General features: G+C 67.9%; 28 protein-coding genes. 14 read left to right on the plus strand and 14 right to left on the minus strand.

Going from position 1 to position 26059, the window contains the following annotated elements:
• Window positions 1–49: 49 nt before the first annotated feature.
• Window positions 50–1072: a YeiH family protein gene (locus R5O87_RS02020; protein WP_410558290.1), complete on the plus strand. Its 1023-nt coding sequence runs from the start codon at window positions 50–52 to the stop codon at window positions 1070–1072.
• Window positions 1073–1140: 68 nt separating this feature from the next.
• Entirely contained in the window at window positions 1141–3765 is a 2625-nt protein-coding gene (gene pepN, locus R5O87_RS02025) for an aminopeptidase N (RefSeq protein WP_410558292.1), read from the plus strand.
• A 72-nt stretch (window positions 3766–3837) separates the two neighbouring features.
• Here pepN and R5O87_RS02030 read toward each other — a convergent pair whose 3' ends face one another.
• From R5O87_RS02030 to R5O87_RS02050, 5 genes are all read right to left on the minus strand, one after another.
• A complete protein-coding gene (locus R5O87_RS02030; protein ID WP_410558293.1) occupies window positions 3838–4932 on the minus strand; it encodes a lipoate--protein ligase family protein in 1095 nt (364 codons plus the stop codon).
• 82 nt (window positions 4933–5014) lie between these two features.
• Entirely contained in the window at window positions 5015–5272 is a 258-nt protein-coding gene (locus tag R5O87_RS02035) for a type B 50S ribosomal protein L31 (protein WP_003802336.1), read from the minus strand.
• A gap of 168 nt (window positions 5273–5440) precedes the next feature.
• Window positions 5441–6250 carry a TrmH family RNA methyltransferase gene (locus R5O87_RS02040; protein ID WP_410558294.1) on the minus strand — a complete coding sequence of 270 codons (810 nt, stop codon included), beginning with the start codon at window positions 6248–6250 and terminating at the stop codon, window positions 5441–5443.
• A 19-nt stretch (window positions 6251–6269) separates the two neighbouring features.
• Window positions 6270–7055 carry a sulfite exporter TauE/SafE family protein gene (locus R5O87_RS02045; protein ID WP_410558295.1) on the minus strand — a complete coding sequence of 262 codons (786 nt, stop codon included), beginning with the start codon at window positions 7053–7055 and terminating at the stop codon, window positions 6270–6272.
• 18 nt (window positions 7056–7073) lie between these two features.
• Complete coding sequence (locus tag R5O87_RS02050; RefSeq protein ID WP_410558296.1) at window positions 7074–7859, minus strand: ABC transporter ATP-binding protein; 786 nt, start codon at window positions 7857–7859, stop codon at window positions 7074–7076.
• 91 nt (window positions 7860–7950) lie between these two features.
• Between R5O87_RS02050 and R5O87_RS02055 the strand changes: the two genes are divergently transcribed.
• Complete coding sequence (locus R5O87_RS02055) at window positions 7951–8313, plus strand: ArsR/SmtB family transcription factor (protein WP_410558297.1); 363 nt, start codon at window positions 7951–7953, stop codon at window positions 8311–8313.
• Window positions 8310–9410 carry a cation diffusion facilitator family transporter gene (locus tag R5O87_RS02060; protein ID WP_410558298.1) on the plus strand — a complete coding sequence of 367 codons (1101 nt, stop codon included), beginning with the start codon at window positions 8310–8312 and terminating at the stop codon, window positions 9408–9410. The genes R5O87_RS02055 and R5O87_RS02060 overlap by 4 nt, the downstream gene beginning before the upstream one ends.
• Before the next feature lie 7 nt (window positions 9411–9417).
• Here R5O87_RS02060 and R5O87_RS02065 read toward each other — a convergent pair whose 3' ends face one another.
• Window positions 9418–9948, minus strand: coding sequence for a CGNR zinc finger domain-containing protein (locus R5O87_RS02065; RefSeq protein ID WP_410558299.1), 531 nt, complete (start codon window positions 9946–9948; stop codon window positions 9418–9420).
• A 71-nt stretch (window positions 9949–10019) separates the two neighbouring features.
• On the opposite strand from R5O87_RS02065, the gene R5O87_RS02070 reads away from it, so the two are divergent.
• Window positions 10020–11282, plus strand: coding sequence for an MFS transporter (locus R5O87_RS02070; RefSeq protein WP_410558300.1), 1263 nt, complete (start codon window positions 10020–10022; stop codon window positions 11280–11282).
• Here R5O87_RS02070 and R5O87_RS02075 read toward each other — a convergent pair.
• On the minus strand, window positions 11259–12092 hold the full coding sequence (locus R5O87_RS02075; protein WP_410558301.1) for a phosphatase PAP2 family protein: 834 nt from the start codon (window positions 12090–12092) through the stop codon (window positions 11259–11261). The genes R5O87_RS02070 and R5O87_RS02075 overlap by 24 nt on opposite strands.
• A gap of 148 nt (window positions 12093–12240) precedes the next feature.
• Here R5O87_RS02075 and serB point away from each other — a divergent pair, with 148 nt between their 5' ends.
• Window positions 12241–13146, plus strand: coding sequence for a phosphoserine phosphatase SerB (gene serB / locus R5O87_RS02080; protein WP_410558302.1), 906 nt, complete (start codon window positions 12241–12243; stop codon window positions 13144–13146).
• Between the two features lie 36 nt (window positions 13147–13182).
• Here the strand turns inward: serB and R5O87_RS02085 are convergent, their stop codons facing one another.
• The 3 genes from R5O87_RS02085 to R5O87_RS02095 form a co-directional block, all read right to left on the minus strand.
• Entirely contained in the window at window positions 13183–14043 is an 861-nt protein-coding gene (locus tag R5O87_RS02085; RefSeq protein ID WP_410558303.1) for a VOC family protein, read from the minus strand.
• Window positions 14044–14175: 132 nt separating this feature from the next.
• Entirely contained in the window at window positions 14176–14928 is a 753-nt protein-coding gene (locus tag R5O87_RS02090) for an SDR family oxidoreductase (RefSeq protein ID WP_410558304.1), read from the minus strand.
• A 165-nt stretch (window positions 14929–15093) separates the two neighbouring features.
• Window positions 15094–15819: a beta-ketoacyl-ACP reductase gene (locus R5O87_RS02095; RefSeq protein WP_410558305.1), complete on the minus strand. Its 726-nt coding sequence runs from the start codon at window positions 15817–15819 to the stop codon at window positions 15094–15096.
• Window positions 15820–15937: 118 nt separating this feature from the next.
• Here R5O87_RS02095 and R5O87_RS02100 point away from each other — a divergent pair, with 118 nt between their 5' ends.
• Genes R5O87_RS02100 through R5O87_RS02115 form a run of 4 tightly spaced genes read left to right on the plus strand, consistent with a single transcriptional unit; the run spans window position 15938 to window position 18019 of the window.
• Window positions 15938–16405: a DUF3099 domain-containing protein gene (locus tag R5O87_RS02100; RefSeq protein WP_410558306.1), complete on the plus strand. Its 468-nt coding sequence runs from the start codon at window positions 15938–15940 to the stop codon at window positions 16403–16405.
• A complete protein-coding gene (locus tag R5O87_RS02105) occupies window positions 16402–16662 on the plus strand; it encodes a hypothetical protein (RefSeq protein ID WP_410558307.1) in 261 nt (86 codons plus the stop codon). The genes R5O87_RS02100 and R5O87_RS02105 overlap by 4 nt, the downstream gene beginning before the upstream one ends.
• Window positions 16663–17535 (plus strand): SURF1 family cytochrome oxidase biogenesis protein, encoded by an 873-nt coding sequence (locus tag R5O87_RS02110; RefSeq protein WP_410558309.1) that lies wholly within the window; start codon window positions 16663–16665, stop codon window positions 17533–17535.
• Window positions 17519–18019, plus strand: coding sequence for a YbaK/EbsC family protein (locus R5O87_RS02115; protein ID WP_410558310.1), 501 nt, complete (start codon window positions 17519–17521; stop codon window positions 18017–18019). The genes R5O87_RS02110 and R5O87_RS02115 overlap by 17 nt, the downstream gene beginning before the upstream one ends.
• Window positions 18020–18054: 35 nt before the next feature.
• On the opposite strand, the gene R5O87_RS02120 is transcribed toward R5O87_RS02115, so the two are convergent.
• Window positions 18055–18633 carry a dihydrofolate reductase family protein gene (locus R5O87_RS02120; protein ID WP_410558311.1) on the minus strand — a complete coding sequence of 193 codons (579 nt, stop codon included), beginning with the start codon at window positions 18631–18633 and terminating at the stop codon, window positions 18055–18057.
• A gap of 284 nt (window positions 18634–18917) precedes the next feature.
• On the opposite strand from R5O87_RS02120, the gene R5O87_RS02125 reads away from it, so the two are divergent.
• Window positions 18918–19805: a pentapeptide repeat-containing protein gene (locus tag R5O87_RS02125; protein ID WP_410558312.1), complete on the plus strand. Its 888-nt coding sequence runs from the start codon at window positions 18918–18920 to the stop codon at window positions 19803–19805.
• 173 nt (window positions 19806–19978) lie between these two features.
• Here the strand turns inward: R5O87_RS02125 and R5O87_RS02130 are convergent, their stop codons facing one another.
• The 3 genes from R5O87_RS02130 to R5O87_RS02140 all read right to left on the minus strand — a co-directional run bounded on the left by R5O87_RS02130 (window position 19979) and on the right by R5O87_RS02140 (window position 23633).
• Window positions 19979–20830 (minus strand): HNH endonuclease, encoded by an 852-nt coding sequence (locus R5O87_RS02130; RefSeq protein WP_462836366.1) that lies wholly within the window; start codon window positions 20828–20830, stop codon window positions 19979–19981.
• A complete protein-coding gene (locus R5O87_RS02135) occupies window positions 20820–21668 on the minus strand; it encodes a DUF222 domain-containing protein (protein WP_462836367.1) in 849 nt (282 codons plus the stop codon). Before R5O87_RS02135 ends, R5O87_RS02130 begins: the two co-directional genes overlap by 11 nt.
• A 366-nt stretch (window positions 21669–22034) precedes the next feature.
• The gene (locus R5O87_RS02140) at window positions 22035–23633 is read right to left on the minus strand and encodes an ABC-F family ATP-binding cassette domain-containing protein (protein WP_331568882.1); all 1599 of its coding nucleotides are present in this window, start codon (window positions 23631–23633) and stop codon (window positions 22035–22037) included.
• A gap of 359 nt (window positions 23634–23992) precedes the next feature.
• Between R5O87_RS02140 and R5O87_RS02145 the strand changes: the two genes are divergently transcribed.
• The 3 genes from R5O87_RS02145 to R5O87_RS02155 are packed head-to-tail and all read left to right on the plus strand — an operon-like array spanning window position 23993 to window position 26024.
• Window positions 23993–24682 carry a biotin transporter BioY gene (locus R5O87_RS02145; RefSeq protein WP_410558152.1) on the plus strand — a complete coding sequence of 230 codons (690 nt, stop codon included), beginning with the start codon at window positions 23993–23995 and terminating at the stop codon, window positions 24680–24682.
• Window positions 24679–25404, plus strand: coding sequence for an energy-coupling factor ABC transporter ATP-binding protein (locus R5O87_RS02150; protein WP_410558153.1), 726 nt, complete (start codon window positions 24679–24681; stop codon window positions 25402–25404). Before R5O87_RS02145 ends, R5O87_RS02150 begins: the two co-directional genes overlap by 4 nt.
• Window positions 25401–26024: an energy-coupling factor transporter transmembrane component T family protein gene (locus R5O87_RS02155; protein WP_410558154.1), complete on the plus strand. Its 624-nt coding sequence runs from the start codon at window positions 25401–25403 to the stop codon at window positions 26022–26024. The genes R5O87_RS02150 and R5O87_RS02155 overlap by 4 nt, the downstream gene beginning before the upstream one ends.
• Window positions 26025–26059: the final 35 nt, after the last annotated feature.

Genomic DNA, 26059 nt, shown 5'->3' on the forward strand with positions numbered 1-26059 from the left:
GGTGCCAGACTTTCGACTCCCGCCGCCGCTGCCGCAGCAGTTGCGCGGGATGACGCATCAGAACCTTACCCGGATTCTTCCCGGCCTGCTGACCGGCGTCGTCGCCCTGGCCTTCGCGTTCGCAATCCATGCTGCCGTGCCCGCGCTGCCGGCCATGACCCTGGCCGTGGTCCTGGGCCTGCTGGCGGCCAACCTGCCCGGCACGGCGGTGTGGACAGCTGGCCGGGCCCGGCCAGGGCTGGACTTCGCCGGCAAGCACCTGATGCGCGGCGGCATCGTGCTCCTGGGCCTGAAGGTGAGCCTCTCCGACGTGCTGGGCCTCGGCTGGCTGGCCCTCCTGCTCATCGCGGCGGTGGTGGTGGCCACCTTCGCCGGCACCTACGGGATCTCCCGCCTGTTCCGGCTCCCGGCCGACACCGCACTCCTGATCGCCACCGGGTTTTCCATCTGCGGCGCCTCGGCGATCGGCGCGATGGCCGCTGTGCGGCGGATCAGCCACCGGGACACGGTCCTGCCTGTGGCACTCGTGACGCTGTGCGGGACGCTCGCCATCGGCGTGCTCCCGCTGCTGGTCCATCCGCTGCAGCTCAGCACAGAGGTCTTCGGTGCGTGGACCGGCGCCTCGGTGCACGACGTCGGGCAGGTGGTGGCAACAGCGCAGACCGCGGGTCCGGCGGCACTGGCCCTCGCCGTCGTCGTCAAACTCACCCGCGTGATCCTGCTGGCACCCATGGTGGCCATGGCCGGGGCGGAACAGCGGCTCCGGCACCGCCGGGAGGCAGGCAGCGCGGGCAGGCCGGCCGAAGGCAGGCCGCCAGTAGTCCCGCTGTTCGTCCTGGGGTTCATTGCGATGGTGGCGCTGCGCTCCAGCGGCTGGCTCTCGGCCGGGTGGCTGGAGGCGGCGGCCGGTCTGCAGGATGTGCTGCTGGGGGCCGCCCTCTTTGGCCTGGGTTCGGCGGTGCGTATCCGCACGCTGCTGCACACCGGTGCCCGCGCCGTGCTGGCCGCCCTCGCGGCGTGGCTGCTGATCGCGGTGCTGGGGCTGGCGGCGGCGGTGCTGATGATCCAATAGCCCGCCCGGTTCATTAGCCCTCCGGTTCACTGGCCGCGTGGTGCAACGGGGCGTGGTTCAATGGCTTGGTGTCGAATCAGAACCTCCAGCGCAGCGAAGCGGCAGAGCGGTCCGCCCTGATCACCACCCACAGCTACGACGTCGCGCTCGACATCCGCAGCGCACCCGATCCGGACACGGCCGGCTACTCCAGCCGGAGCACCATCGCCTTCTCGGCAGCGCAGCCGGGCGCCTCCACCTTCCTGGATTTCATCGCGGGTGAGGTGCACAGCGTGGTCCTCAATGGCGTGGAACTGCCGGTGGCGGACGTGGTGGACGGCTCACGGATCCGGCTGGACAACCTGAAGGCCGAGAACAGGGTGACGGTCACCGGGACCGCCCTGTACAGCAGCTCGGGCGAGGGCATGCACCGGTTCTTCGACCCGGCCGACGGGCAGTGCTACCTCTACACCCAGTACGAGCCGGCCGATGCCCGCCGGGTCTTCGCGAACTTCGAACAGCCCGACCTCAAGGCCCGGTTCAGCTTCTCCGTCACCGCCCCGGCGGGCTGGGAGGTGGCCGCCAACGGCGCCGTGGCGGCGCGCCTGCCGCTGGCGGAGGACGCCGCGGCGTGCCGGTGGAACTTCGAACCCACGCTGCCCATGTCCACGTACATCACCACGGTGCTGGCCGGCCCCTACTTCAAGGCCGAGGACCACTGGAGCAGGACGGACGACGGCGGTACACGCCTTGACGTGCCGCTGGCACTTTACTGCCGGGCCTCCATGGCGTCCTCGTTCGACACCGCCGAGCTGTTCAGGCTCACCAAGCAGGGACTGGACTTCTTCAACGGGCTGTTCGACTACCCCTATCCGTGGGGCAAGTACGACCAGGCCTTCGTGCCCGAATACAACCTCGGCGCGATGGAGAACCCCGGACTGGTGACGTTCACGGAAAACTACGTATTCACCTCGCGGGCCGCCGATTCGCAGTACCAGGGCCGCGCCAACACCCTGCTGCACGAGATGGCGCACATGTGGTTCGGCGACCTCGTGACCATGCAGTGGTGGGACGATCTGTGGCTGAAGGAGTCCTTCGCAGACTACATGGGCACCCTCGGAGTGGACCGCGCCACGGACTGGGACACCGCCTGGGTCAACTTCGCGAACAACCGCAAGGCCTGGGCCTACGTGCAGGACCAGCTGCCCACCACGCACCCGATCGTCGCCGACATCCCGGACCTTGAGGCGGCCAAGCAGAACTTCGACGGCATCACGTACGCCAAGGGTGCCTCCGTCCTGAAGCAGCTCGTGGCGTACGTCGGCTTCGAGGCCTTCATTGCCGGCTCCCGGCAGTACTTCCGGGACCACGAGTACGGCAACACCACGCTGTCGGACCTCCTCGGCGCCCTGACCGGCGCCTCGGGACGCGACCTCACCACCTGGGCCAGGCAGTGGCTCCAGACATCCGGCATCTCGACGCTGAGCGCCGAACTCGAGACCGCCGGGGCGGCAGACGGCAAGGCCAGCCTCGAGCGGGTCACGCTGCTGCAGGACGCCCCCGACCCCGTCACCGGGCAGCAGGAGCCGCGCCCGCACCGGCTGCGCATCGGGCTGTACAACTTCGACGCCGCCGGCAAACTGGTCCGGACCGATTCCGTGGAGACAGACCTGTCCGGCGGGGCCCAGGAAATAGCAGCCCTGTCCGGGAAGGCCCGGCCGGCCCTGCTGCTGGTCAACGACGAGGACCTGACCTACGCCAAGGTCCGGCTCGACCCAGTCTCCGAGGCCACCGTCCGTTCCTCCCTGGACCGGATCAGCGACCCCATGGCGCGCGCCCTGAGCTGGTCCGCGCTGTGGAATTCGGCCCGCGACGGCATCACGCCGGCGTCGCAGTATGTGGACGCCGTGCTGCGCTTCGCCGCCGCCGAGACCGGCATCGGGGTCCTGCTGAACATCCTGGGCAACGCCACCCTGGCCATTGAGCAGTACGTTCCGGCCACGGAGCGTGAAGCCCTGCGGAAGTCCTTCGCCGAGGGCGCCGCCCGCGAGCTGTACGCTGCGGACCCCGGTTCCGACCAGCAGCTGGCCTGGGCCAGGACGCTCGCCACGGTCAGCCGGACCGACGGCAGCCAGGCTGCCCTGCTCCGCGGCCTGCTGGACGGCAGCGAGCGGGTGCCCGGACTGTCCGTGGACGCGGAGCTCCGCTGGAGCCTGTGGCACGCGCTGGCGGCGCGCGGCCTGGCCTCGGAGCAGCAGCTCGACGCCGAGCTGGCCAGGGACACGACGGCCTCCGGGCGCGCGGGGCATGCGACGGCGCTGGCCGCCCGGCCCGAGGCGGCGGTCAAGGCGGCGGCCTGGGACGCCGCAGTGCGCGGGACGGAGCTCTCCAACCAGCTGCTCAGCGCGACCATCGCGGGGTTCAACACCGCCGCCGAAGACCTCCTGCACCCGTTCGTGGAGCCGTACTTCGAGTGCCTGGAAACGGTGTGGGCGCGGCGGAGCATCGAAATCGCCAGCCGGATCGTACGCGGACTCTACCCCGGAGTCCAGGACCTGGGCCCGGTCAACAACCCGGACCGGCATCCTGTGCTGGCACGCACCGACCGGTGGCTCTCGGAGCACCCGGACGCCCCGCGTGCCCTGCGCCGGATCATCATCGAACAGCGGAGCCAGCTGCACCGGTCGCTGGCCGCCCAGGCGGTGCCGGCGTAGGAACACCATCGGTTGCTCCGTAGACGCCCTTATGACGGCTCAAAAGGGCGGTTACGGAGCACTCGATGAGTGTTAAGGAACCCGGTGCAGCCAGGCGTCCGTGCCGAACTTTGACGCCACGCGTTCGCGGGCGGTGGCCAGCTCCTGCTCCGTGATCTCCGACGGCGTCGCCCCGTAGCGTTCGGCAAAGACGTCCATCATGGCGGCCACGATTTCGGCGCGGGCCAGGCCGGTCTGGCGGCGCAGCGGATCCACGCGCTTCTTGGCGCTGGTGGTCCCCTTGTCCGAAAGCTTCTCCTTGCCGATCCGGAGCACGTCAACCATCTTGTCGGCGTCGATGTCGTAGCTCATGGTGACGTGGTGGAGCATGCCGCCGTTGGCGAGCCGCTTCTGGGCCGCGCCGCCGATCTTGCCCTGGCCGGTGGCGATGTCGTTGAGCGGGACGTAGAAGGCGTCGATCCCGAGCTTCTTCAGGGCGGCCATGACCCACGCGTCGAGGAAGGCGTAGGAGTCGGCGAAGCTGATGCCGTCCACGAGGGTCTGCGGGAGGTAGAGCGAGTAGGTGATGCAGTTGCCCGCCTCCATGAACATCGCTCCCCCGCCGCTGATCCGGCGGACCACGGTGATGCCATGCCGGGACACGCCGTCGGGATGCACCTCGTTGCGGTAGGACTGGAAGCTGCCGATCACCACCGATGGTTCCTCCCAGTCCCAGAAGCGGATGGTGGGGTTGCGGCGGCCGGCGCCGACCTCCTCGGTGAGCACCTCGTCCAGCGCCACATTCAGGTGCGTGGGCAGGACACTCGGCGCGATGATGTTCCAGTGGTGGTCCGTCCACGCCGTTGCCTTGGCCAGGGCCCGGCGGACGGCGACGGCCACGGCGTCGGCCGTGAACCCGAACATTGCCGTGTCCTCCGGCAGGGATGCCTCCACAGCGGCGGCGATCTCGGCAGCCGTCGAATTTTCCGGCAGTCCCTTCAAGGCTCCGTTGATGGCCAGGAGGGCTTCGTCCGGTTCGAGGAAGAAGTCGCCGCTGAGGGAAACGTCCGTGAAGGCGCCGTCCTCGACGTCGAGGTCCACCACCACGAGCTTGCCGCCCGGGACCTTGTACTCACCGTGCAGCCGCGGGGCCGCCTCCTCTATTGCAGAACCTGGCGTGGCAGTCATGCCTTCCATCCTGCCCCACAAACGCGGAAAGCCCGCACCGTTGCCGGTGCGGGCTTTCCAAAGAACCTTGGGGAGAAGTGAATTACTTCTTGCCGCCGAAGCCCTTGAAGCGAGCGTTGAAGCGCTCGACGCGGCCAGCGGAGTCCATGATGCGCTGCTTGCCCGTGTAGAACGGGTGGGACTCGGAGGAGATTTCGACGTCGATGACCGGGTAGGTGTTGCCGTCTTCCCACTCGATGGTCTTCGAGGAAGACACGGTGGAGCGGGTCAGGAACTTCGTGCCGGAGGCCAGGTCGTTGAAAACAACAGCTTCGTACTTCGGGTGGATATCAGACTTCATAATGGGACCTTTTGTTCACGCAGCTGGATTTTGCCAGTTGCCAGGTATGAATGGGATGGCTTCCGTCCGTGCTCCGGCCAGCCGCAAGGCCAGCGAAAAACACAGGGGAACCAGCTATCAATCATAGCGGATCACGGGGGAACTAACGAACCCGCCGTTCCGGCGGGTTCAGCCCCGCGGCCGCAGCTCCCAGAAGGCGACGGCGGACGCCGCCGCCACGTTCAGGGAGTCCACACCCGCCCGCATCGGGATCTTCACGGCGAGGTCGACGGCGGCAAGCGTCTCAGCGCTCATGCCGGCACCTTCCGTGCCCAGCACCAGGGCGAGCCGCTCCGGGTTTCGTGCCGCCAGCTCGTCCAGGTCCACGGCGTCGTCGGTGAGCTCCATGGCCGCCACCGTGAAGCCCTGCTCCTTGAGGAGCGTCAGGTCGTGCGGCCAGCTGTCCAGCCTCGCCCACGGCACCTGGAAGACGGTGCCCATGCTGACCCGGACGCTGCGGCGGTACAGCGGATCGCCGCAGCGCGGCGAGACCAGGACGGCGTCGACGTCGAGCGCCGCTGCCGACCGGAAGATGGCGCCCACGTTGGTGTGGTCCACAATGTCCTCCAGCACCGCCACGCGCCGGGCGCCTGCCAGGAGTTCCGGCAGCGGGACCGGCGCCGGGCGGTGCATGGCCGCCATGGCTCCGCGGTGGAGGTGGAACCCGGTGATTTCCTCCAAGAGTCCCGCGCTGCCGATGTATGCCGGCACGTCGGGGTACTCCTCGAAGATGTCTTTGAGATCCTCAATCCACTTTTCGGCGAGGAAGAAGGACCGCGGCCGGTGCCCTGCGGCGAGGGCGCGCCGCAGGACCCGGGAGGATTCGGCGATGTACATGCCCTCCGCGGGTTCGCGGAGCTTCCGCAGGTGCACGTCCGTCAGTTGGGTGTAGTCGGCGACGCGTGGATCGGCGGCTGACTCGAGATAGTGGAATGTCACCTGGCAGTCGTTTCAGTCATTACTTGAGCAGGTTCGCGACCAGGAAGCCAAGCGCTACGAGGCCGAGGGCGAAGATCACGCCGCGGAGTACGGGCGGCGACAGCCTGCGGCCAACCCTGGCGCCGACGAGGCCGCCGATGAGGGAGCTGACGGCGATGATGGCCACCACTGCCCAGTTGATCCGGTCGAAGGCAAACAGCAGATAGGAAGCGGCCGCGATCAGGTTCACGCCCAGCACCAGGACGTTCTTCATGGCGTTGGCATTCTGGATGGTGCCCGTCATGAACACGCCGAGGATGCCCACCAGCAGGATCCCCTGCGCCGCGACGAAGTAGCCGCCATACACACCGGCGAGGAAGACCAGGACCACCAGCAAGACGCCGTGATGCTTGTCCCGCAGGGCGTGCTCGGGGTTTTCCTCACGGTTCCGCACCCACTGCTGGAGCCTGGGCTGGAACACCACCATCAGCAGGGCCAGGACAATGAGGACCGGTGCCGCGTAGTGAAAGACCTTCTCCGGCAGGTGGAGCAGGAGCCAGGCGCCGCTGATGCCGCCCAGCAGGGACGCCGGGAGCAGCCGCAGGAGCTGCCGGCCGCGGCCCTTCAGCTCGCGGCGGTATCCCCACGCGCCCGCCGCGCCGCCAGCGACGAGGCCCATGGCGTTGCTCATCGAAGCCGTCACCGGCGCGATGCCCAGGGCAATCAGCACCGGGAAGGTGACGAGGGTTCCGGATCCGACGACGCTGTTGATGGTGCCGGCCCAGAGACCGGCGAAGAACACAAGGATGCCGCTGAAAAACTCCACGCTGTGCCGGCCGCCCCGCTAGCGGCGGGCGGTTGCCGTGTAACGGCCGGCGTTCACCGAGACGTCAAGGGGCAGGCCGAAGGTCTCGCTCAGGTTGCCCGAGGTCAGGACCTCCTCCACCGGTCCGGCTGCCACCACTTCGCCGTCGCGCATGAGCATGGCGTGGGTGAAGCCCGGGGGCACTTCCTCAAGGTGGTGGGTGACCAGCACGATGGCCGGGGCGTCCTCGTCCATGGCCAGCTGGCTGAGACGGTGCACCAGGTCCTCGCGGCCGCCCAGGTCCAGGCCGGCGGCGGGCTCGTCCAGCAGCAGCAGTTCGGGGTCTGTCATGAGGGCCCGGGCAATCTGCACGCGCTTGCGCTCCCCCTCGGAGAGCGTGGAGAACTTGCGGTTCAGGAGCGGACCCATGCCCCAGTCGTTCAGGAGGGCGAAAGCACGGCGCTCATCGTCCTTCTCGTAGCCTTCGCGCCAGCGGCCGGTCACGCCGTAGGCGGCGGTGACCACCACGTTGAGCACGTTCTCATATTCGGGGATCTGGGTGGCCAGGGCAGCCGAGGAGAGGCCGATCCGCGGACGCAGCTCGAAGACGTCCACCTTTCCGAGGCTTTCGTCCAGGATGCCGGCGATGCCGCTGGTCGGGTGAAGCCGGGCAGCGGCGATCTGCAGCAGAGTGGTCTTGCCGGCGCCGTTGGGTCCAAGGATGACCCACCGCTCGCCTTCCCTGACCTGCCAGTCCACCTTGCTCAGGAGCGTTTTGGCTCCGCGCACAACGCTGACGGCGGCCATTTCAAGAACATCACTCATAGAAGTAGACACTAGGACAAAACCGGGTGCGACTGATAACCGGTAACGCCGGCCGTCGGCTGACCCTCTCCGTTTATGACAATATATGCGTATGAACGCAGATAAGCATCCTTGCAGGCTCGACGTCGACAGCCAGTACGTCGAGCTCGCGGTTGAGATTTTCGCCATGCTGGCGGACGCCACCAGGGTGCGGATTATCCTGGCCCTCCGCGAGGGTGAGATGGCCGTAGGAGCCCTGGCCGAAGTGGTCGGCAAGTCGCCGGCGGCCGTGTCCCAGCACCTGGCCAAAATGCGGCTGGCGCGCATGGTGTCCACTCGCCAGGACGGGACAAAGGTCCTCTACCGGCTCGAAAACGAGCACGCACGCCAGCTCGTCGCCGATGCAATCTTCCAGGCCGAGCATGCGCTCGGCGGCCAGCCTGCCCACCACCGCATGAAGGGAGCGGCATCGTGACGGAGCGGACACAGACCACCGAGGGCCATCACCACGGACATGAACACGACCACGGGCACGCGCACGAGGGGCATCATGACCATGACCACTCGCACGGTCACGGCCACACACATGACCCCGATCATTCACACGACCACGATCACGGGCACACGCATCACAAGGGGCTGAAGGGCTGGCTTTTCGAGCTGTTCGTCCCGCACACGCACGACGCCGCCGATTCGGTCGACGACGCCCTCGAAGCCAGCGCGCAGGGCATCCGGGCGTTGAAGATCAGCCTGTTCATGCTGCTCGGGACCACGGTCCTGCAGTTCCTTGTCGTGCTGGTGAGCGGTTCGGTCGCGCTGCTGGCGGACACCATCCACAACTTCTCGGACGCGCTGACTGCCGTCCCGTTGTGGATCGCGTTCATCCTGGGCCGCCGCGCTGCTACCCGCCGCTACACCTACGGTTTCGGCAGGGCCGAGGATCTGGCGGGGCTGTTCATCGTCGCAGTCGTTGCCCTCTCGGCAGTACTGGCGGCCTGGCAGTCGGTGGACCGGCTGCTCCACCCCCAGGCGCTTGAGAACCTGGGCTGGGTCATGGGCGCCGGGCTGATCGGGTTCGCCGGAAACGAGGCAGTGGCGATCTACCGCATCAATATCGGACGCCGGATCGGCTCGGCTGCGCTGGTGGCCGACGGCGTCCATGCCCGGATGGACGGCTTCACATCCCTGGCTGTGGTGCTTGGCGCCGGCGGCGTGATGCTCGGCTTCCCCCTGGCGGACCCCATCGTTGGCCTGCTGATCTCGGCGGCCATCATCATCCTGCTGTGGGGAACTGTCCGGAGCATCGGGCGCCGGCTGATGGACGGAATCGAGCCGGAGCTGCTGGATCGCGCCCGCAGCACCCTCGAGGGCACGCCCGGAGTTGTCGACGTCAGGCGCGTGCAGCTGCGGTGGGTCGGGCACCGCCTGCAGGGTGCGGCAACCGTTGCGGTCGACGACGGTACGAGCATCCGCCTGGCAGAGAAGACCATGCACGAGGCCCGGCACCGGCTCCGCCACGCCCTGCCCAAACTCGATGAAATGACTCTCACGCCGGTGCCTGCGTCAGGCTGACATATGTCTAGCCTGACCGCGCGCGGCCGCGATAGCGCCGGACGGCGTCGGCGTTGCCGCACCGGGCCGAGCAGTACGCACGATTTCCGCCGCGGCTGGTGTCGGCAAACACGCGCTTGCAGTCCCGCCAGGCGCACACGCCCAGCCGCTCGCCGGCGGCCTCGGTCATGAAGATGGCCAGGCCGCCGGCGGTGACAGCACGCACCCGTTCCACCAGCGTTTCGTTCGCATCGGCAAAATGAAGGTGCGGGAGCATGTGGTCGTGGGTGGTCAGGAAGACCCGCCGCACGCCCTCGGCCAGCAGGGCATTGACCGCTGCGCAACGCCCCTCCTGGTCCTCCGCGGCGAAGACTGTCCGCAGCCGGGCGGCCCACGCCCGCAGCTGCTCCTGGTTCGTGGCTGTAACCCGGGGCGAGCGGAACAGGTGGCTCGCCAGGAGATCCTCTAGCGGGTCACTGCCCCACATGCCGTCGGCAAGCATGTTGACGAGGGATTCCGCCAGCCGCACCCCGTGCATGTTGTCATGGTTGAACTGCATAAACCCATGACATCACAGTTGGTGTGTGGAGTTTTTCCACGACGAACACCTGCCCGAGGGGACCACGCAACTTGACCAGCACAGCTGAAGCAACCCGTTCCACCCAGCGCCGGATCGTGCGGACCCTGTCGGTCGCACAGATCTTCTCCGGCCTGGGCAACGGCTCCACTCTCGCCCTGGGCTCGATCCTGGCCGTTGACCTGTCAGGCTCCGAAGCGTGGGCGGGATCCGTCAACACCGCCCTCACCCTCGGCACCGCGGTTACGGCGATTCCGCTCTCCCGGCTGGCCCTGCAGCGGGGCCGCCGCGTCGCCCTCACCACCGGCCTGGCCGCGGCGATCGCCGGCACCTTCCTGATGGTCACGGCAGTGACCGCCCAATTGTTTGTTGTCCTGCTGGCCGGGTCCTTCCTCGTCGGCCTGGCATCGGCGGTCAACCTGCAGGCCCGCTTTGCGGCCACCGACCTTGCCGATCCCGCCCACCGGGGACGCGATTTGTCCCTTGTGGTGTGGGCGATCACCATCGGCGCCGTCGCGGGGCCCAACATGGTCTCCCCCGGAGCTGTCCTGGCCGGCTGGCTGGACATTCCGCCTGCTGCGGGCCCCTTCCTGATTTCCGCGCTGGGGATGGTGGTGGGTGCTGCCATCGTGGCACTGTCCCTTCACCCGGATCCGCTCCTGGCCCGCCGCGCCCTCGACGGGGTGGACCCAACACCTGCTTCAAAGCTTTCCGGCACCTGGCAGGAAGGCTGGCGGATCGTCAGGCAGCACCCCACTGCCCGCGGAGCCGTGGTGGCGGTCGTCGCGGCCCACGCGGTCATGGTTGCCGTGATGTCCATGACACCGCTGCATATGCAGCACCACGCCGGGCACGATGCCGGGAATCCTGACACCATCGCACTGATCGGCCTGACCATCTCGCTGCACATCGCGGGCATGTACGCCCTGTCGCCGCTGATGGGGATCCTCACCGACCGCCTTGGTCCGCGAAATACTGCGCTGGCAGGCCTGCTCACATTGCTCGCAGCCGTGGCACTGACCGGACTGGCGTCCCAGAACATGGGCTCGGTCACCGTCGGTCTGGTCCTTCTCGGGCTGGGATGGTCGGCAACCACCGTTGCCGGTTCCACCCTGCTCGTTGCCTCACTCACACCTGCAGAACGCGTCCCGGTCCAGGGGTTCTCGGATGCCACCATGTCCCTTGCCGGAGCAGTGGGAAGCGCGGCCGCGGGGCCCGTCATGGGCCTGACGGGCTACGCCGGCGTCAGTGCCCTGGCTGCGGCAGTCGTCGCAGCGGCGGCCGTGGCGCTGCTACGCCTGCGCGTCCGGCGCTGACTGATCAGAAACCTGCAGACTGCCCTGGGCCAGGCCCTTGCGCACTCCGGAGCGGCCCTTCACCGTGCTGTTCTGCGCAGAACCGTGCAAGGCAGAACCGTGCAGCACAGAACTGTGCCTGGCAGAACCGTGGCGGGCCGCATCGGTGAACACGGCCACCGCTGCAATCACCAGGGCCACTCCGAAGGAAGCCACCACGTCGGTGAGCCAGTGGTAGCCCAAATACAGCCGGCTAAAGCCAACCAGCGCCGTGACTGTAATGGCCGCGGAGAACCCAAGTACCGCCGTCGTGCGCGTCCCGGACCGTGAAAGGGCGAGGTAGGCGAGCACAACCGTGAACACACAGACGCCGACGGTGTGGCCCGAGGGGAAGGAGAGCGCGTCGTCCGGGCCGAGCAGAAAGTCAGAGGTGGACGGGCGCGACCGGCTGACGAATTGCTTGATGAGGTTTGTCAGCACAACGGCCAGTACCATGGCACCCATCAGCACGGCCGGGCGCCACAGTTCCTTCTTCCACAGCGCCCACGCCAGGGCAAACGCCCCGCCGAAGACGCTCAGCGTTTCCGGCGACGTCACGGTGGTCAGCGCCGCCAGCAGCGCGGTGGCCGCGGGATTCCGGGAGTCCACCAGCAGACTGTGCACGGGTCCGTCCAGCCCGGCCAGCCCCGAGTCCGACTGGACGGCAGCGAACATGAGCCAGAAAATGGCGTCACCGGCCACCAGAAGTGCCCCGGCCCAGCAAAAAAGAACCTGCTGCGACGGCCTCAGCAGGGGCGGCGGGCGCAGGCGGGCGATCAGGGCAAAGAGCATCGGGCCATTTTGCCAAACCGGCCTCCGCGTTGGCCGGACGTTTGCTGGGAGCGGGCTGGAGGCTGCTGCTCCGGTCTCTGGCGCGTGCTGCGGCTGATTCTGCTCCACGGATTCGGGCGGCGGCGCCGCGCTGGATAAGATTGCAGCCATGACTTCGAACGTGACTGCGGTCAGCTATGGCCTGAAACTGTCCCCCTCGGAACCGGAAAACCTGCGGTCCCTGCTGGCGGACTCCGGCGCCATCTTCGGAGAAGCTTCCAGCGCCGGCGATGCACGCTTCGAAGTCTGCACCGTGGACTTTTCCGTACCCTCGGGCTCCGCAGCGGACCTCGCCGGCCTGCGGCACGCGGTCGCCGCCGCGAAGGAGAGCGCCGAGCGCACCGGTGTGGACATAGCCATCGTCCCGGCGGAACTGCGGAACGCGGAGCGCAAGCTGCTCATCATGGACGTCGACTCCACGCTGATCCAGCAGGAGGTCATCGAACTCCTCGCCGCGTACGCCGGAAAGCGCGACGAAGTCGCGGCCGTCACGGAAGCCGCCATGCGCGGTGAACTCGACTTCGCGCAGAGCCTGCACGCGCGGGTGGCCGTCCTCGCCGGGCTGCCGGCCGCCGTCGTCGACTCCGTCCGCGCGGAAGTGAAGCTGAGCGAGGGAGCCGCCGAGCTGGTGGCGGCGTTCAAGGCCGCGGGCCACGTCGTGGCCGTGGTGTCGGGCGGCTTCAACCAGATCCTCCGCCCCATCGCTGAGGAGCTCGGCATGGACTACTGGATCGCCAACGAGTTGGAGATCGTGGACGGTGCCCTCACCGGCAAGGTGCTCGGCGCCGTGATCGACCGCGCCGCCAAGGAAAAATACCTCCGCGAATGGTCGGCCGCCGAGGGCATCGCGCTGGAGCACACCATCGCCGTGGGCGACGGCGCCAACGACCTGGACATGCTCGGCGCCGCCGGCATCGGGGTAGCCTTCAACGCCAAGCCCGCCGTCCGCGCCGTGGCTGACGCCGCCATCAACATGCCGTACCTGGACGCGGTGCGGCACATCGCCGGCGTTTAGGCGCTTGCTGCAGGCGACGGAACTTAACAGCTTGAGCTAGAAGCCCGACGGCGGCGTGAACTGGCTTGCGGTGAACACGGCACCGCCGGGATCGCGGACCAGGGCGGTCCGGGTCCACATTGTATCGTCCTGCCCCAGGACGCGGCCGCCGAGGCGCTCGGCCTCCTGCACCGCGCGGTCCCGGTCCGCGACGGTGAAGGTCACATGCCAGTGCGGCCGCTCGCCCGGGGCGACCGGTGCGAGCCAGCCCACGGCGTCCGCGAAGCCGCCCGGTACCAGGTCCCCTGACTGCCGGGTCCGGATATCGGGGTCGACCGTGGCTTCCAAGTGGTCGCCGTAGCCGGGGCGGCGGATCATGATGCCGAAGTCGAGGCGGTCGAACTCCCAGCCGAAGGCCCTGCCGTAGAAGTCCGCGGCGGCATCCGTGTCCGCCGTATGGAGGTCGCTGAAGTTCCAGCCGCCCGGCAGGTTGACCGCCTGGGCGCCAGGCCTCTCCCCCGGCTGCCAGATGCGGAACTCAGCACCTTCGGGGTCGGCCAGCGATGCCCGCACGCCTCCCGCGCCGGTGTCGGCCGGAGCTGACTTCAGGGTTGCCCCGGCGGACAGCAGGTGGCGCACCGCAGCCTCTGCGTCGTCGACCGCAATATACGTGTTCCAGGCGGGGACGCCGTGGGGACCGGCGCCCAAACCGGTGATGGCGGCCGTCTCCTGGCCGCCCAGCCGGGCGACAACGTAACTTCCAGTGTCCGCGGGAGGCGCCGCACCGCCGTCGTACTCCCACCCGAGCAATCCCCCGTAAAACTCCAGGGCCGCTCCGACGTAGGGCTGCTGGCTGTCCACCCAACAGGGCACGCCGGCCGGATAGGTCCGCTTCTGCACTCCCGCATCCTCTGTCATGGCTACGACCCTAGGCGCGATGGGCCGCCCGGACAACGCCTGTGTGGACTTCACCAGCTCCGCACGAAGGTTAAGCGAAGGGCCCGGCGCAACAGCACCGGGCCCTTCGCTGCACGTGATGTGCCGGGGTGGTCAGCCGGCGTTCTTGCCGAAGTAGTCCGCCCCGCCGGCGTATTCCGTGTGGCCGGACTCGACGTCGGCGGTGGCCATGCTGGCAACAACGGCGGCGAACTCCTCCACGGAGTACAGCTTGCCGGCCTCGGCGCGGCGGGCCTCGATGGCGCCCGGGTTTGAACGGTCCAGCAGCGTGGCGGTCACGGTGCCCTCGATCATGTCGCCGGACACGACCACCAGGGAGATGCCCTTGTCCGCCAGGTTCGGCAGCAGCTCGCGCAGGGCGTCCTCGCCGGCACGCTTGCTGCGGGCCACGGGCTCGTACTCGGGCATGGTGGCCACCGTGTTGATGAAGTGGGCCTGGTGGCTGGTCACGAAGACCACGCGGGAGCCTTCCTTCATGAGCGGCACGGCAGCGTTGAGCATGTTGACCTGGGCGTCGCGGTTGAGCTTGAGGGCGTAGCCCTCCTCCATGCCGGATTCCATGCCGCCGGAGGCGTTGAGGACCAGCACGTCGAGCGAGCCGAAGTTTTCCATGGCAGCGCTGGCCAGCGCCTGCACGCCTTCCAGGGTGGTCAGGTCCGCACCCACGGCGACGGCACGGCCGCCGTCGGCCTCGATCCCGGCCACCACCTTGTTGGCGCGCGGCGCCTTCTGGCGGTAATTAACGACGACGGCGGCGCCCTCGCCCGCGAGGATCTTGGCAACTTCGGCGCCGATGCCGCGCGAAGAACCGGTGACGATGGCTGTCTTGTTGTCCAGCTGTCCCATGTGGGCTCCCTTGTCTTAATTTTGTTCAAAACGTCTAATTACTGATGGCCTGAAGTCCATCATGCCAGCGGGGACGCCGGTTTCCTTTGTAGAAACGCGACAAAGAACCCGGCGGCCTCCCCGTTGGCAAAGTTGGGCGGGCTCCCGCCCGGCGCGGGAGGGGGCCTAGTGCCCCATGCCGAGGCCGCCGTCGACCGGAATGACGGCGCCGGAAATGTAGGCCGCCTCGTCACTGGCGATCCAGCGCACCACATTGGCCACCTCGGAGGCTTCGGCGAAGCGGCCCGCGGGGATGCCGGACAGGTAATCCTTCTGGGTTGCCTCCGGCAGCTCTGCCGTCATGTCCGTGTTGATGAACCCGGGAGCCACCACGTTCGCCGTGATCCCGCGTGATCCGAGCTCGCGGGTCAGGGAGCGGGCAATGCCGACCAGCCCGGCCTTGGAGGCCGAGTAGTTGATCTGGCCCGGCGCGCCGTACAGGCCCGAAACGGAGGAGATGAGCACCACGCGGCCCCGGCGCAGGCGGATCATGCCCTTGGAGGCGCGCTTGATGACGCGGAACGCGCCGGTCAGGTTGGTGTCGATGACGGAGGTGAAGTCATCCTCGCTCATGCGCAGCAGCAGCGTGTCCTTGGTGATCCCGGCGTTGGCCACCAGCACCTCGACCGGGCCGTGGGCAGCCTCAACCTCGGCGAATGCGGCGTCAATGGAGGCCTCGTCGGTCACATCCGCCTTGACCCCCAGGACACCCTCCGGCAGCTTCGATTCGCTGCGGTAAGTCACGGCCACCTTGTCGCCGTTGGCCAGGAATGCCTCCGCGATGGCCAGGCCGATGCCGCGGTTTCCGCCGGTGATGAGGACGCTGCGGGCCGTGGTTGCTGCTTCAGACATGTGTGCTCCGGATTTCCGCGGAGCATGGCTCCGCTATGGTGGCTGGAATTTTGACTGCCTCCGATCTTATCGCCCGATTGGGAGCCAACTTCGGATGGTGAGAGAATTGGGGTAGCCATTGGAGCGTGATGAGACAGCCGTGATACCTGAACCCCAACCCGGACAGCAGACGCCCGGGAAGCGTGACGCAGCCGCCGGCCATCCGGAAGTAATCAGCATTACGGATGCCGCCGCAGCGCATTCCGAAGACATGCGGGAGCGCATGATCAAGTACGCCCTCGCCATGGGTATCCGCATGGTGTGCCTGATTCTGATCTTCGTGGTGGATGGCTGGTTCAAGCTGGTGGCGGTGGCAGGTGCGGTGTTCCTGCCATGGATTGCGGTGGTGATTGCCAACGGTTCGGACAAGGCGGAGATCCATAGCGACGCGCTGCTCGATTACACGCCGTACGCCGAGCTGGGAGCGGCGGAGGAACCCGCGACTGCGGAAAGCGCCGCCGCCGCCGACGAACCGACGGTGCTCCAGGGCGAACTCATTGCTGATGACGAAGAAGACGACGACGGCCGGGGACAGAAAGCTTCATGAACATTTTCAACCTGGGTGGCGGCAGCGGCGAGCTTGCCGGGCCGGCATCCGCGGCCACGTGCTCCCGCAAAGCCTGCCGGGCCGATGCGTCCTGGCAGCTTCTCTGGAACAACCCCAAGATCCACACGCCCGACCGGCGCAAGGTGTGGCTGGCGTGCGGTGAACACAAGGCGTGGCTGGAGGACTATCTGCAGACGCGCGGGCTCTGGAAGGAAACCGTGCCGCTGGAGGCCGCCGAAGCAGGCGGGAACAGCTGAATGTATAAGTTCCTGTTCTCCAGCAAGTGGCTGGGCTACCTCCTGCTGGCCGCGATCTTCGCCACCGGCTGCGTGTTCCTGGGCCGCTGGCAGATGGACCGCCGGGCGGAGACGCTGGCGGAAATCCAGCGCGTCACGTCCAACTACTCCGCCACGCCCATCACGTTCGCCCAGGCCCGCGACGAGTTCAACCAGCTGGACCCGTCGAAGGAATGGACCCAGGTCAGGCTCCAGGGCACGTACGACGTCGACGGGCAGCGGATTGTGCGCAACCGGCCCCTCAACGGGCAGCCTGGCTATGAAGTGGTGGTGCCGTTCAAGCTCGTGTCCGGCGAGACCGTGGTGATTGACCGCGGCTGGCTGCCGATCGGCAACAAGACCCCCGGCCGGCCTGACTCGATTCCGGCCCCGCCGTCCGGGCAGATCACGGCCGTGGTGCGGCTCAAGCACAGCGAACCCACCCTGCAGCGCGGCGCGCCGGAAGGCCAGCTGGCCTCCATCGACCTGCCCACCTACGCCGGCGAACTCGGCTACCCGCTGCTGACCGGTGCCTACGGTCAGCTTGCGTCCGAGACGCCGCCCGTGGCGGACATGCCGCAGCCGTTCCCGATGCCCTCGGTGGACGAGGGGACTCACCTTTCCTACTCGCTGCAGTGGTTCGCCTTCGGCGTCCTGATGTTCGTGGGCTTCGGCTACGCGGCCCGGCAGCAGGCACGCAACGCCGCGATGGATGCCGAAGACGCGGAAGCGCTCGACGGCGAGCCTGCGCACACCGCAGCGGGAGCCCGCCGTCGTCCGCCGGCACCGCGGAAACGCAAGCGTCCGACGGCGGAAGAAGAGGAAGACGCGATCCTGGATGCACAGGGCTACTGACGACAGGAGCATGGACGTGCTTGCCGACCCGGTGGCCAACGTGCGCCGCGCGCTGACCGCGGCCGGAGCACCCGACACCGTCACGGTTCTTCCGGGGGCGGTTCCGACGGCGGCCGCTGCGGCTGACGCGCTCGGCTGCGACGTCGCGGCCATCACCAACAGCCTGGTCTTCGAAGTGGACGGCACTCCCCTGCTGATCCTCGCCAGCGGCGCCGCGAAGGTGGACGTCCGGCTGGTCGCCTCCCAGCTGGGCACGGGCCGGATCCGCCGCGCTGCGACGGAATTCGTCCTGCACCACACGGGCCAGGAAGTGGGCGGCGTTGCGCCTGTGGGGCATCCCGCGAAGATCCGCACGCTGCTGGATGCCTCGCTCGAAGAGCACGCAACTCTTTGGGCCGGCGCCGGAGACCACCATTCCATGTTCTCGATCAGCTACGGCGAGCTGCAGCGCATCACGGACGCGCACGCCCTTCGGGTGCGCTGACCGCTTGCCGTGCGGTGACCTGCGGTCCTTTGGATTCAGACGTGCAGGGTGGGACGGTAGATGAGCTGTTGGGTGTGGCCGTCGAGCGTCCGGCTCTCGATCAGCTCGAGGTCGAAGTCGGCGGCACCCTGGAAGATCGGCTCCTCTCCGGTCTGGCCGGTGATCACCGGGAAGACTGTCACCTGGACGCGGTCCACCAGACCGGCGGCCATCAGTGCCCGGTTCATGGACAGGCTGCCGTGGGAGCGCAGCGGGACGTCTGACTCCTCCTTGAGCCGGGCGACGACGTCGACCGCGTCGCCGCTCGCGACGGTCCCGTCCGGCCAGTCGAGCGGTTCCTGCAGGGTCTTCGAGACCACCGTCGCCGGCAAGTTCGTCATGCGCGTGACCCAGGGGTCACGGACGTCTGAGCCCTCGCTGCTTGCGGCCAGCATCCGCACGAACGCACGATACGTGTTGGCGCCGAAAACCATCCGCTGCTCCTCCCGGTAGAGCGCGAGGCGGTGTTCGAGGAGTTCAGGTCCCTGCTTGCCCCAGTAGCCGCCCCAGTTGCCGCGGTTCGAGCCGAAGCCGTCGAGGCTGGAAAAGACGTCGAAGGTGTAGATGGCGCTCATGCTGTTCTCCTCGGGTTCGGCCGATCGGGTTGGGGACTACAGATGTCACGGCGGCAAGAGCTTAGTCACCGAAGCGAAGGATGGCCACAGGGCTCGTGAGTACCACATGGGGGTATTCTGGAACCAGTGATTTTTCATTCTTCTCTCTAGCCCACAGCAGCTGCCCTCCCGCGGCAGCGCTCCCTCGTTCCTTCACGGAGCGGTGATTCGGTGTGTCCGCCGAGGGAACTCGACGACGAGTTCCCTGTGCGACGTACACATCCGCATCATTCTTGGGAGACAACTTGAGCACCTCATCCATTCGTCGTTCTACTGCCGTTCCAGGCCGGAACGAACTTCGCCCCGACTGCAGCAACTGCTTCGCGCTGTGCTGCACCGCCTTTGGCTTTTCCCGGTCCGCCGACTTTGCCATCGACAAGCCGGCGGGTACGCCGTGCCCCAATCTCGGCGCTGACTTCTCCTGCGGCATCCACGACCGGCTGCGCCCGCGGGGCTTCCGCGGGTGCACCGTTTTCGACTGCTTCGGCGCGGGCCAGGCTGTGTCGCAGGGGCTGTTCGATGGCGTCAGCTGGCGCGACCAGCCGGACAGCAGGTCCGCGATGTTCGCCGCCTTCAAAGTCATGCGGCAGCTTCATGAGATGCTCTGGTATCTGGCCGAGGCACAGGACCGCGCCTTCGACGCCGAGACCCGGAACGATGTGCTGGAGCTGAGGCTCGCCATCGTCAAGGTCGCAGAGGGGACAGTGCATGAAGTGCTCGCCCTGGACGTGGGAACACTGCACGAGCGGGTGCGCCACGTGCTGATGGACGTCAGCGGGGAAGTCCGGGGCGCCTACTTTGCGTCCGTAGACGAGCTGGATCAAAGGCTGCAGCCGGGGGCGGACCTGGCGGGCATTAACCTCCGGCGGCTACGGCTCTACGGCGCCGACCTTCGGGGCGCCTGCCTCATCGCGGCAGACCTGCGCGGCAGCGACCTTACGGCGGTGGACCTCCTGGGCGCAGATCTCAGGGATGCGCGGCTGGAGGACGCCGATCTTTCGGGTGCCTTGTACCTAACGCAGCCACAGCTCAACAGCGCGTGTGGCAACCTCGCCACCAGGCTGCCCGGCGGCCTTGACGTTCCCGGGCACTGGCACGCCAGTCAGAACCGTAGTGAAACTTGGCCAACGTGATGAGGTCCGAGTGGGCATCGTTCCAGAGGTCCTCAACTCGGACGGGCAGCAGCAAGCGTTCCCGGTTGAGGGCCTCCACGGCCCCTTCGTCGTGGCTGGCCAGGTTGACGACGACGGCCTGAGTCCCCGTCCCGGCGCTGCCCGTTCGCGTCGATCTGAGTGCCGGCCGGTCTTCATTCGTGTTGGGGTCGTGAGTGGAAGTAGTTGTTGCGGCGGGGTTTTCGGTGGGGGTCGAGTTCGGGTGGGGGTTTGAACCAGGGGACCTGGTTGGTGACTTCGATGGTCCAGTGCTCTTTGTGGATGAGGTGGTGGTGGTGGCTGCAGAGCAGGACGCCGTTGCCGGTGCTGGTGGGTCCGCCGCGGGACCAGTAGGTGATGTGGTGGGCTTCGCACCAGGCGGCGGGGATGGTGCAGCCGGGGAAGGCGCAGCCTTGGTCGCGGGCGGTGATGGCTTTGCGGATGTGGGGCGGGAAGACGCGTGAGGCGCGGCCGATGTCCAGGATCCGGCCCTGGCTGCCGAGGACGATGGGGATGATGTCGGCGTCACAGGCGATTTTGCGGATCGTGGCCGGGTTCACCGGCCCGCTGAACGCGAACAGGGCGGTGCCGCCGTTGGCCCGGTGGAAGTTGGTCCGGCTGGTTGTGGTCCGGCTGTTGTTGGTCCGGCTGATGGAGGTCGGCTGCGAACCCTGAGCGTCGTGGCCGTGCGGCTGGTGTTGGGCCCGTTGGGCCTCTGAAGCCCATGGTGGGTTTTGGGCCGATTGGGCGTCTTGCCGGTGTTGGAGGTCGGTGAGGAGGTCGCGGTAGTTGATGGTGACCAGGATCTGGGGCCGGTGTCCGCCGTTGGCGGGCAGGGTGTCGGTGGTGAGTACTGTTTGCAGTGCGCCGACGAGCCCGTCGAGCCGTTTCTGACCCTGTGAGCGGTGGTCCAGGGAGATTTCGGGCGGGTCGGCGGTGTCCCAGCCAGCGAGGCCGGCCGGTTCACCGGCCCCTGTCCCGGCGGAACTGGTCCCGTCACGGCCCATGCCGCCGCCACCCGCTCCGTTGATGCCGTTCCCGTCCGCTTCGTGGCGGTCGGCCGGTGGTGGGGTGCGGGGGTTGGTGGCGGTGTTCATGACCGTGGTGATGGTTTCGAACTGTTCGGGCGTGGCGAAGATTTCCAGGTGCTGCAGGCCGTGCTTGGGGCGGCGGATCGAAGGCGCCCTGGATTTGCCGGAGGGCTGCTTCGGAGGGTTCGGTGCCGTCCTGGTCGATGGCCTCGGCCCAGTGCCGGGCGACGCGGGTGAGGAAGTCGGCGTCGTTCTCGATCGCGGCCAGGGTCAGGTCGTGTTCCATCGCGGCGGTGTGGTCCGGGGTGGTGAAGTGCCGGGCCCGGTCCAGGGCCAGGGTGATGGTGGTCGCGGCGCGGGAACTGATCTGGGCGGTTTCGACCGCGGTGGCGAGTTCTTCGTACCGGGGCGGGAGCTGTTGCCCGCCGAACCCGGCCCTGGGCAGGACCGAGTCGGCCAGTCCGATCCGGCGCCGGGCTTCGGCGGAACTGATCCGCAGCCTGTCCCGGAGGAACTCGACACTGTTCCGCGACCCGTCATCCCCCGGGGCGGGCTCGGCAACGGCGACCGGGACCAGGGGTGATGCCGCGGCCGTGAGCGCGGCGGTGCGGGACCGGTCCACCGCCCCGGCGGCGAGCACCTGCAGGCGCTCCACCCGCCGGGAGAGCTGCTCCACCCGGCCGGCGAAGTCAGCGGACTGCCGGAAACCCCACAACGCGGTGTCCTCGGCAGTGATCGCGTCCTGTTCCAGCAAAACCAGGGCCTGATCAACCGCGTCCCCCACGTGGATACGGGTGACCGCCCCGGCAGGCACGCTTTGAAGGGCGTTGGCACCAACCGAAACCGGCTCAGAAACCAACCCACCGGCACCGGCCAACCCACCGGCACCCCGCCCTAAGGCCAGATGTTCGGTGAATCCCCCAATGGCTTCCATGGAACCAGCCTGATCAGGGGGTCTGACATTAATAGACCTGGCGTCAGGCACGCCCTCGGGCACCCCGCCACTCAGCTGGCCACCGCCGTCGTTCCCGGGAACGGAAGCCAAGCCACCGGCACCGGACCCTAAGGCCCGGTCCGCGGTGAATCCCCCAATGGCTTCCATAGAACCAGTCTGATCAGGGGGTCTGACATTAAAGAGCGTCTGCCGAGGCCGGCGGGAATAGCCGGCGTGCCAGCGCGACTACGCCAGCGTGATGAGGTCCAGGTAGTCCTCGTTCCAGAGGTCCTCAACACCGTCGGGCAGCAGCACCACGCGCTCCGGGTTGAGGGCCTCGACGGCGCCTTCGTCATGGCTGACAAGGACGACGGCGCCGGTGTAGTTGCGCAGTGCGCCCAGGATCTCTGCGCGGCTGGCGGGGTCGAGGTTGTTGGTGGGTTCGTCCAACAGCAGGACGTTGGCACTGGAGGCCACGATGGTGGCCAGCGCCAGACGGGTCTTCTCCCCGCCGGAGAGCACCCCGGCCGGCTTGTCGACGTCGTCGCCGGAGAACAGGAACGAGCCCAGGATGCCGCGGACCTCGGCGTCCTTCATGTCCGGCGCGGAGGAGCGCATGTTTTCGAGTACCGTGCGGTCGTGGTCCAGGGTTTCGTGCTCCTGGGCGTAGTAGCCCACCTTGAGCCCGTGCCCGGGAACGATGTCGCCGGTGTCCGGCCGGTCCACGCCGGCGAGCATCCGCAGCAGCGTGGTTTTGCCGGCACCGTTGAGGCCGAGGATGACCACCTTGGAGCCGCGGTCGATGGCGAGGTCCACGTCGGTGAAGATCTCGAGTGAACCGTAGGACTTGCTCAGGCCCTCGGCGGTCAGCGGGGTCCGGCCGCAGGGCGACGGGTCCGGGAACCGCAGGGCTGCCACGCGGTCGTGCTCGCGGACGGCCTCCAGGCCGCTGAGCAGCCGCTCGGCGCGCTTGGCCATGTTCTGTGCGGCGACGGCCTTGGTGGCCTTCGCGCGCATCTTGTTGGCCTGGTCCATCAGGACCTGGGCCTTCTTCTCGGCGTTGGCGCGTTCGCGCTTGCGGGCACGCTCATCGGTCTCGCGCTGCTGCAGGTAGCGCTTCCAGCCCATGTTGTAGAAATCGATCTGCGCCCGGTTCGCGTCCAGGTGGTACACCTTGTTCACCGTGGCCTCTAGCAGCTCCACGTCGTGGCTGATCACGATCAGGCCGCCCTGGTGGTTCTTGAGGAAGTCCCGGAGCCAGGAAATGGAATCCGCGTCGAGGTGGTTGGTGGGCTCATCCAGCAGCATGGTTTCGGCGCCGGAATAAAGGATGCGCGCCAGTTCCACGCGGCGGCGCTGGCCACCGGACAGGGTTTTGAGCGGCTGGTTCAGGATCCGCTCCGGCAGCGCGAGGTTGGAGGAGATGGCAGCCGCTTCGGCTTCGGCCGCGTATCCGCCGCCGGACAGGAATTCGGCCTCGAGCCGGTCGTACCGGCCCATGGCCTTGCGCTGGACCTCCGGGTCCTCGCTGGCCATGTCCGCCTGCGCCTTCTTCAATTTGCCGACGACGACGTCCAGGCCGCGGGCGGACAGGATGCGGTCCCGCGCCAGCTGCTCCATGTCCGGTGTGCGCGGGTCCTGCGGCAGGTATCCGATCTCGCCGCTGCGCGTCACCTTGCCGGCGGCCGGCAGGCCTTCGCCCGCCAGTACGCGCGTCAGCGTGGTCTTGCCAGCACCGTTCCGGCCCACCAGGCCGATCTTGTCACCCTTGTCGATGCGGAAGCTCACCTGGTCCATGAGCAGGCGGGCGCCGGCACGGAGTTCAAGTTCCTGAACGGTAATCAAAGCAGGTAAGGCCTTTCACAACAGGGAATGCCGCAGCACGGCAGGTTGCATGCCGCGCGGTGCGAAGTACGGAACGCCCGGGATGCCGGCCGGAGAACGGCCCGTTCAAGTCTACCGGCCCGTGCAACCCGGCCAGAACACGAGCAACCCGGCCAGAACACGCCTTCCCCGCCCGGACGAGGGCCATTCCAGCCGCCCGGAGGAGCGCCTTCCCAAGACCGGCAGAACGGAGTATTTGTGCCCAGCACCAGAGCCCAGGCAGTCCCTCTTGTAGGACAGCAACAAAATGAGGCTAGTCGCGGGCCAGTAACGTCAACACCAGCCGATAATTGTTTGTACCCCTCCGACAGGACCACCCCATGACCCAGACCCATTCCGCCGGCGCCCTGCAGCCGGCAAAGCGCAGCCGCTGGAACGCCACCGACCTCGGACTCATCGCCGTCTTCGCCGCGCTCGTGGCGGCGTCAGCCCTGGTCGCTGCCATTCCGGTGGGTGGCCTCGGCGTCCCCATCACGCTTCAGACACTCGCCGTCATGCTGACCGGCCTCGCCCTCGGCCCCGGCCGCGCGTTCGCCGCCGTCGGACTGCACACCCTGCTTGGGCTCGCCGGGCTTCCCATCTTCAGCGGCGGGCGCAGCGGTTTGGGCATCCTGGCCGGACCGTCAGCCGGCTACGTCATCGCCTTCCCGCTTGCCGCCGCGGCGGTGGGCTGGCTGGCCGCCGTCGTTATCCGCCGTACCGTGAAGTTCCGTGCCGTACTTCTGTTCGCTGCAGCGATGGCCACCAGCATTGTGCTGATCCACGGACTGGGCATCGCGGGCATGATGGTCAATGCCAAGCTGGACTTCTCCAAGGCGTTCCTGGCCGATCTCCCCTTCTACCCGGGTGACACCATCAAGAACGTCCTCGCCGTTGCGGTGGCCATGGCCCTGCACAAGGCGTTCCCCGACCTGCTGGTCCGCCGCGTCCGGAAGCTTCCGCAGCAGCCCGCCCCGCAGCAGCCTGTCACGCAGGAAACCACGGAGCCGAAAGCAACCACTCAGCAGTGAGCACCATCTCCCTCAGGAGCGCAGGGGTCAGCGTGGCAATCGACGGCCGCCCTGACCCCAAAGTCCTGCTGCAGGACATCTCGCTGGAGCTCACCGAGCAGCGGATCGGTGTAATCGGAGCCAACGGTTCCGGCAAGTCCACCCTGCTCCGCCTGCTCAACGGCCTCGTGGCACCCACCGCGGGAACCGTGACGGTCAACGGCGCCGACACCGTCCGCAACGTGCGCGCCGTGCGCCAGCAGGTGGGCTTCGTCTTCACCGATCCCCTGTCCCAGCTGGTGATGCCCACCGGCCGTGAGGACGTGGAGCTGTCGCTCCGGCGTTCGGTGCGGAACGGCCGGGACCGCCGGGAGCAGGCCACCGCCGCGCTCGACCGCTTCGGGCTCCTCCCCCTGGCTGACCAGAGCATCTACGAACTCTCCGGCGGCGAACGGCAGCTCCTCGCCCTGGCGTCCGTGCTGGCGGTGGACCCCGGCGTCCTCGTGCTTGACGAGCCCTCCACCCTCCTCGACCTCCGGAACCGCGAACTGCTGCGCCGCACCCTGGCCGGCCTCAGCCAGCAGATCGTCATGTCCACCCACGACCTGGAGCTGGCCCTGGACATGGACCGGGTCCTGGTGGTCGAAGCCGGACAGATAGCGTACGACGGCGGTGCTGCCGCCGCCGTCGGGCATTACCGCTCACTTTCCGCCCGGAGCCTGTCAGGCGGGGACCTCCGGTGAGGGGCCACGGCTTCCTGCTCGCCAACTACGTGCCCGGCACATCCCTGATCCACCGCATGCCGCTCTGGCTGAAGTTCCTCCTGGTCCTGGCCTGCGGAATGGCCTCGTTCCTGGTCGTCGACTGGCGGCTCGCCGCCGGAGCCCTCCTCGTGATGTCCGTGCTGTTCCTGCTCAGCGGCGCCGGGGCCGTGCGCCTCTTCCGCGCGGTGCGGCCGCTCCTGCCCGTCCTGCTGGTCATCGGCGCGTTCCAGTGGTGGCAGCTGGGCGGGCCGGTTGCCGCGCGGATCGTCCTCAACATCCTGCTGTGCGTCGTGGCGGCGTCCCTGCTGACGGCCACCACCCCGCTGCACCGGCTGCTCGACGGCGTGGTATCGCTCGCCCGCCCGTTCCGGCGCTTCGGCGCGGACCCCGAGCGCTTTGCCCTGACCATCGCCATCATGCTGCGGAGCATCCCCTTCATCGCCGGGGCCTTCGCTGACGTGCGGGACTCGGCGCGTGCCCGCGGACTGGAACGCAACCCGCGGGCGCTGATCCTGCCGGTGTTCATCACCACCGTCGCCTACGCCCGCCACACCGGCGAGGCGCTGGCCGCCCGCGGACTGGGCGAACCGGAGGACTGAGCCGCCAGGCTCTGCTGTCCTGTGAGAATGGATTC

Origin of the sequence: Arthrobacter globiformis, from assembly GCF_046536215.2 — a bacterium.
In the GTDB taxonomy this organism is placed as follows: domain Bacteria; phylum Actinomycetota; class Actinomycetes; order Actinomycetales; family Micrococcaceae; genus Arthrobacter; species Arthrobacter globiformis_E.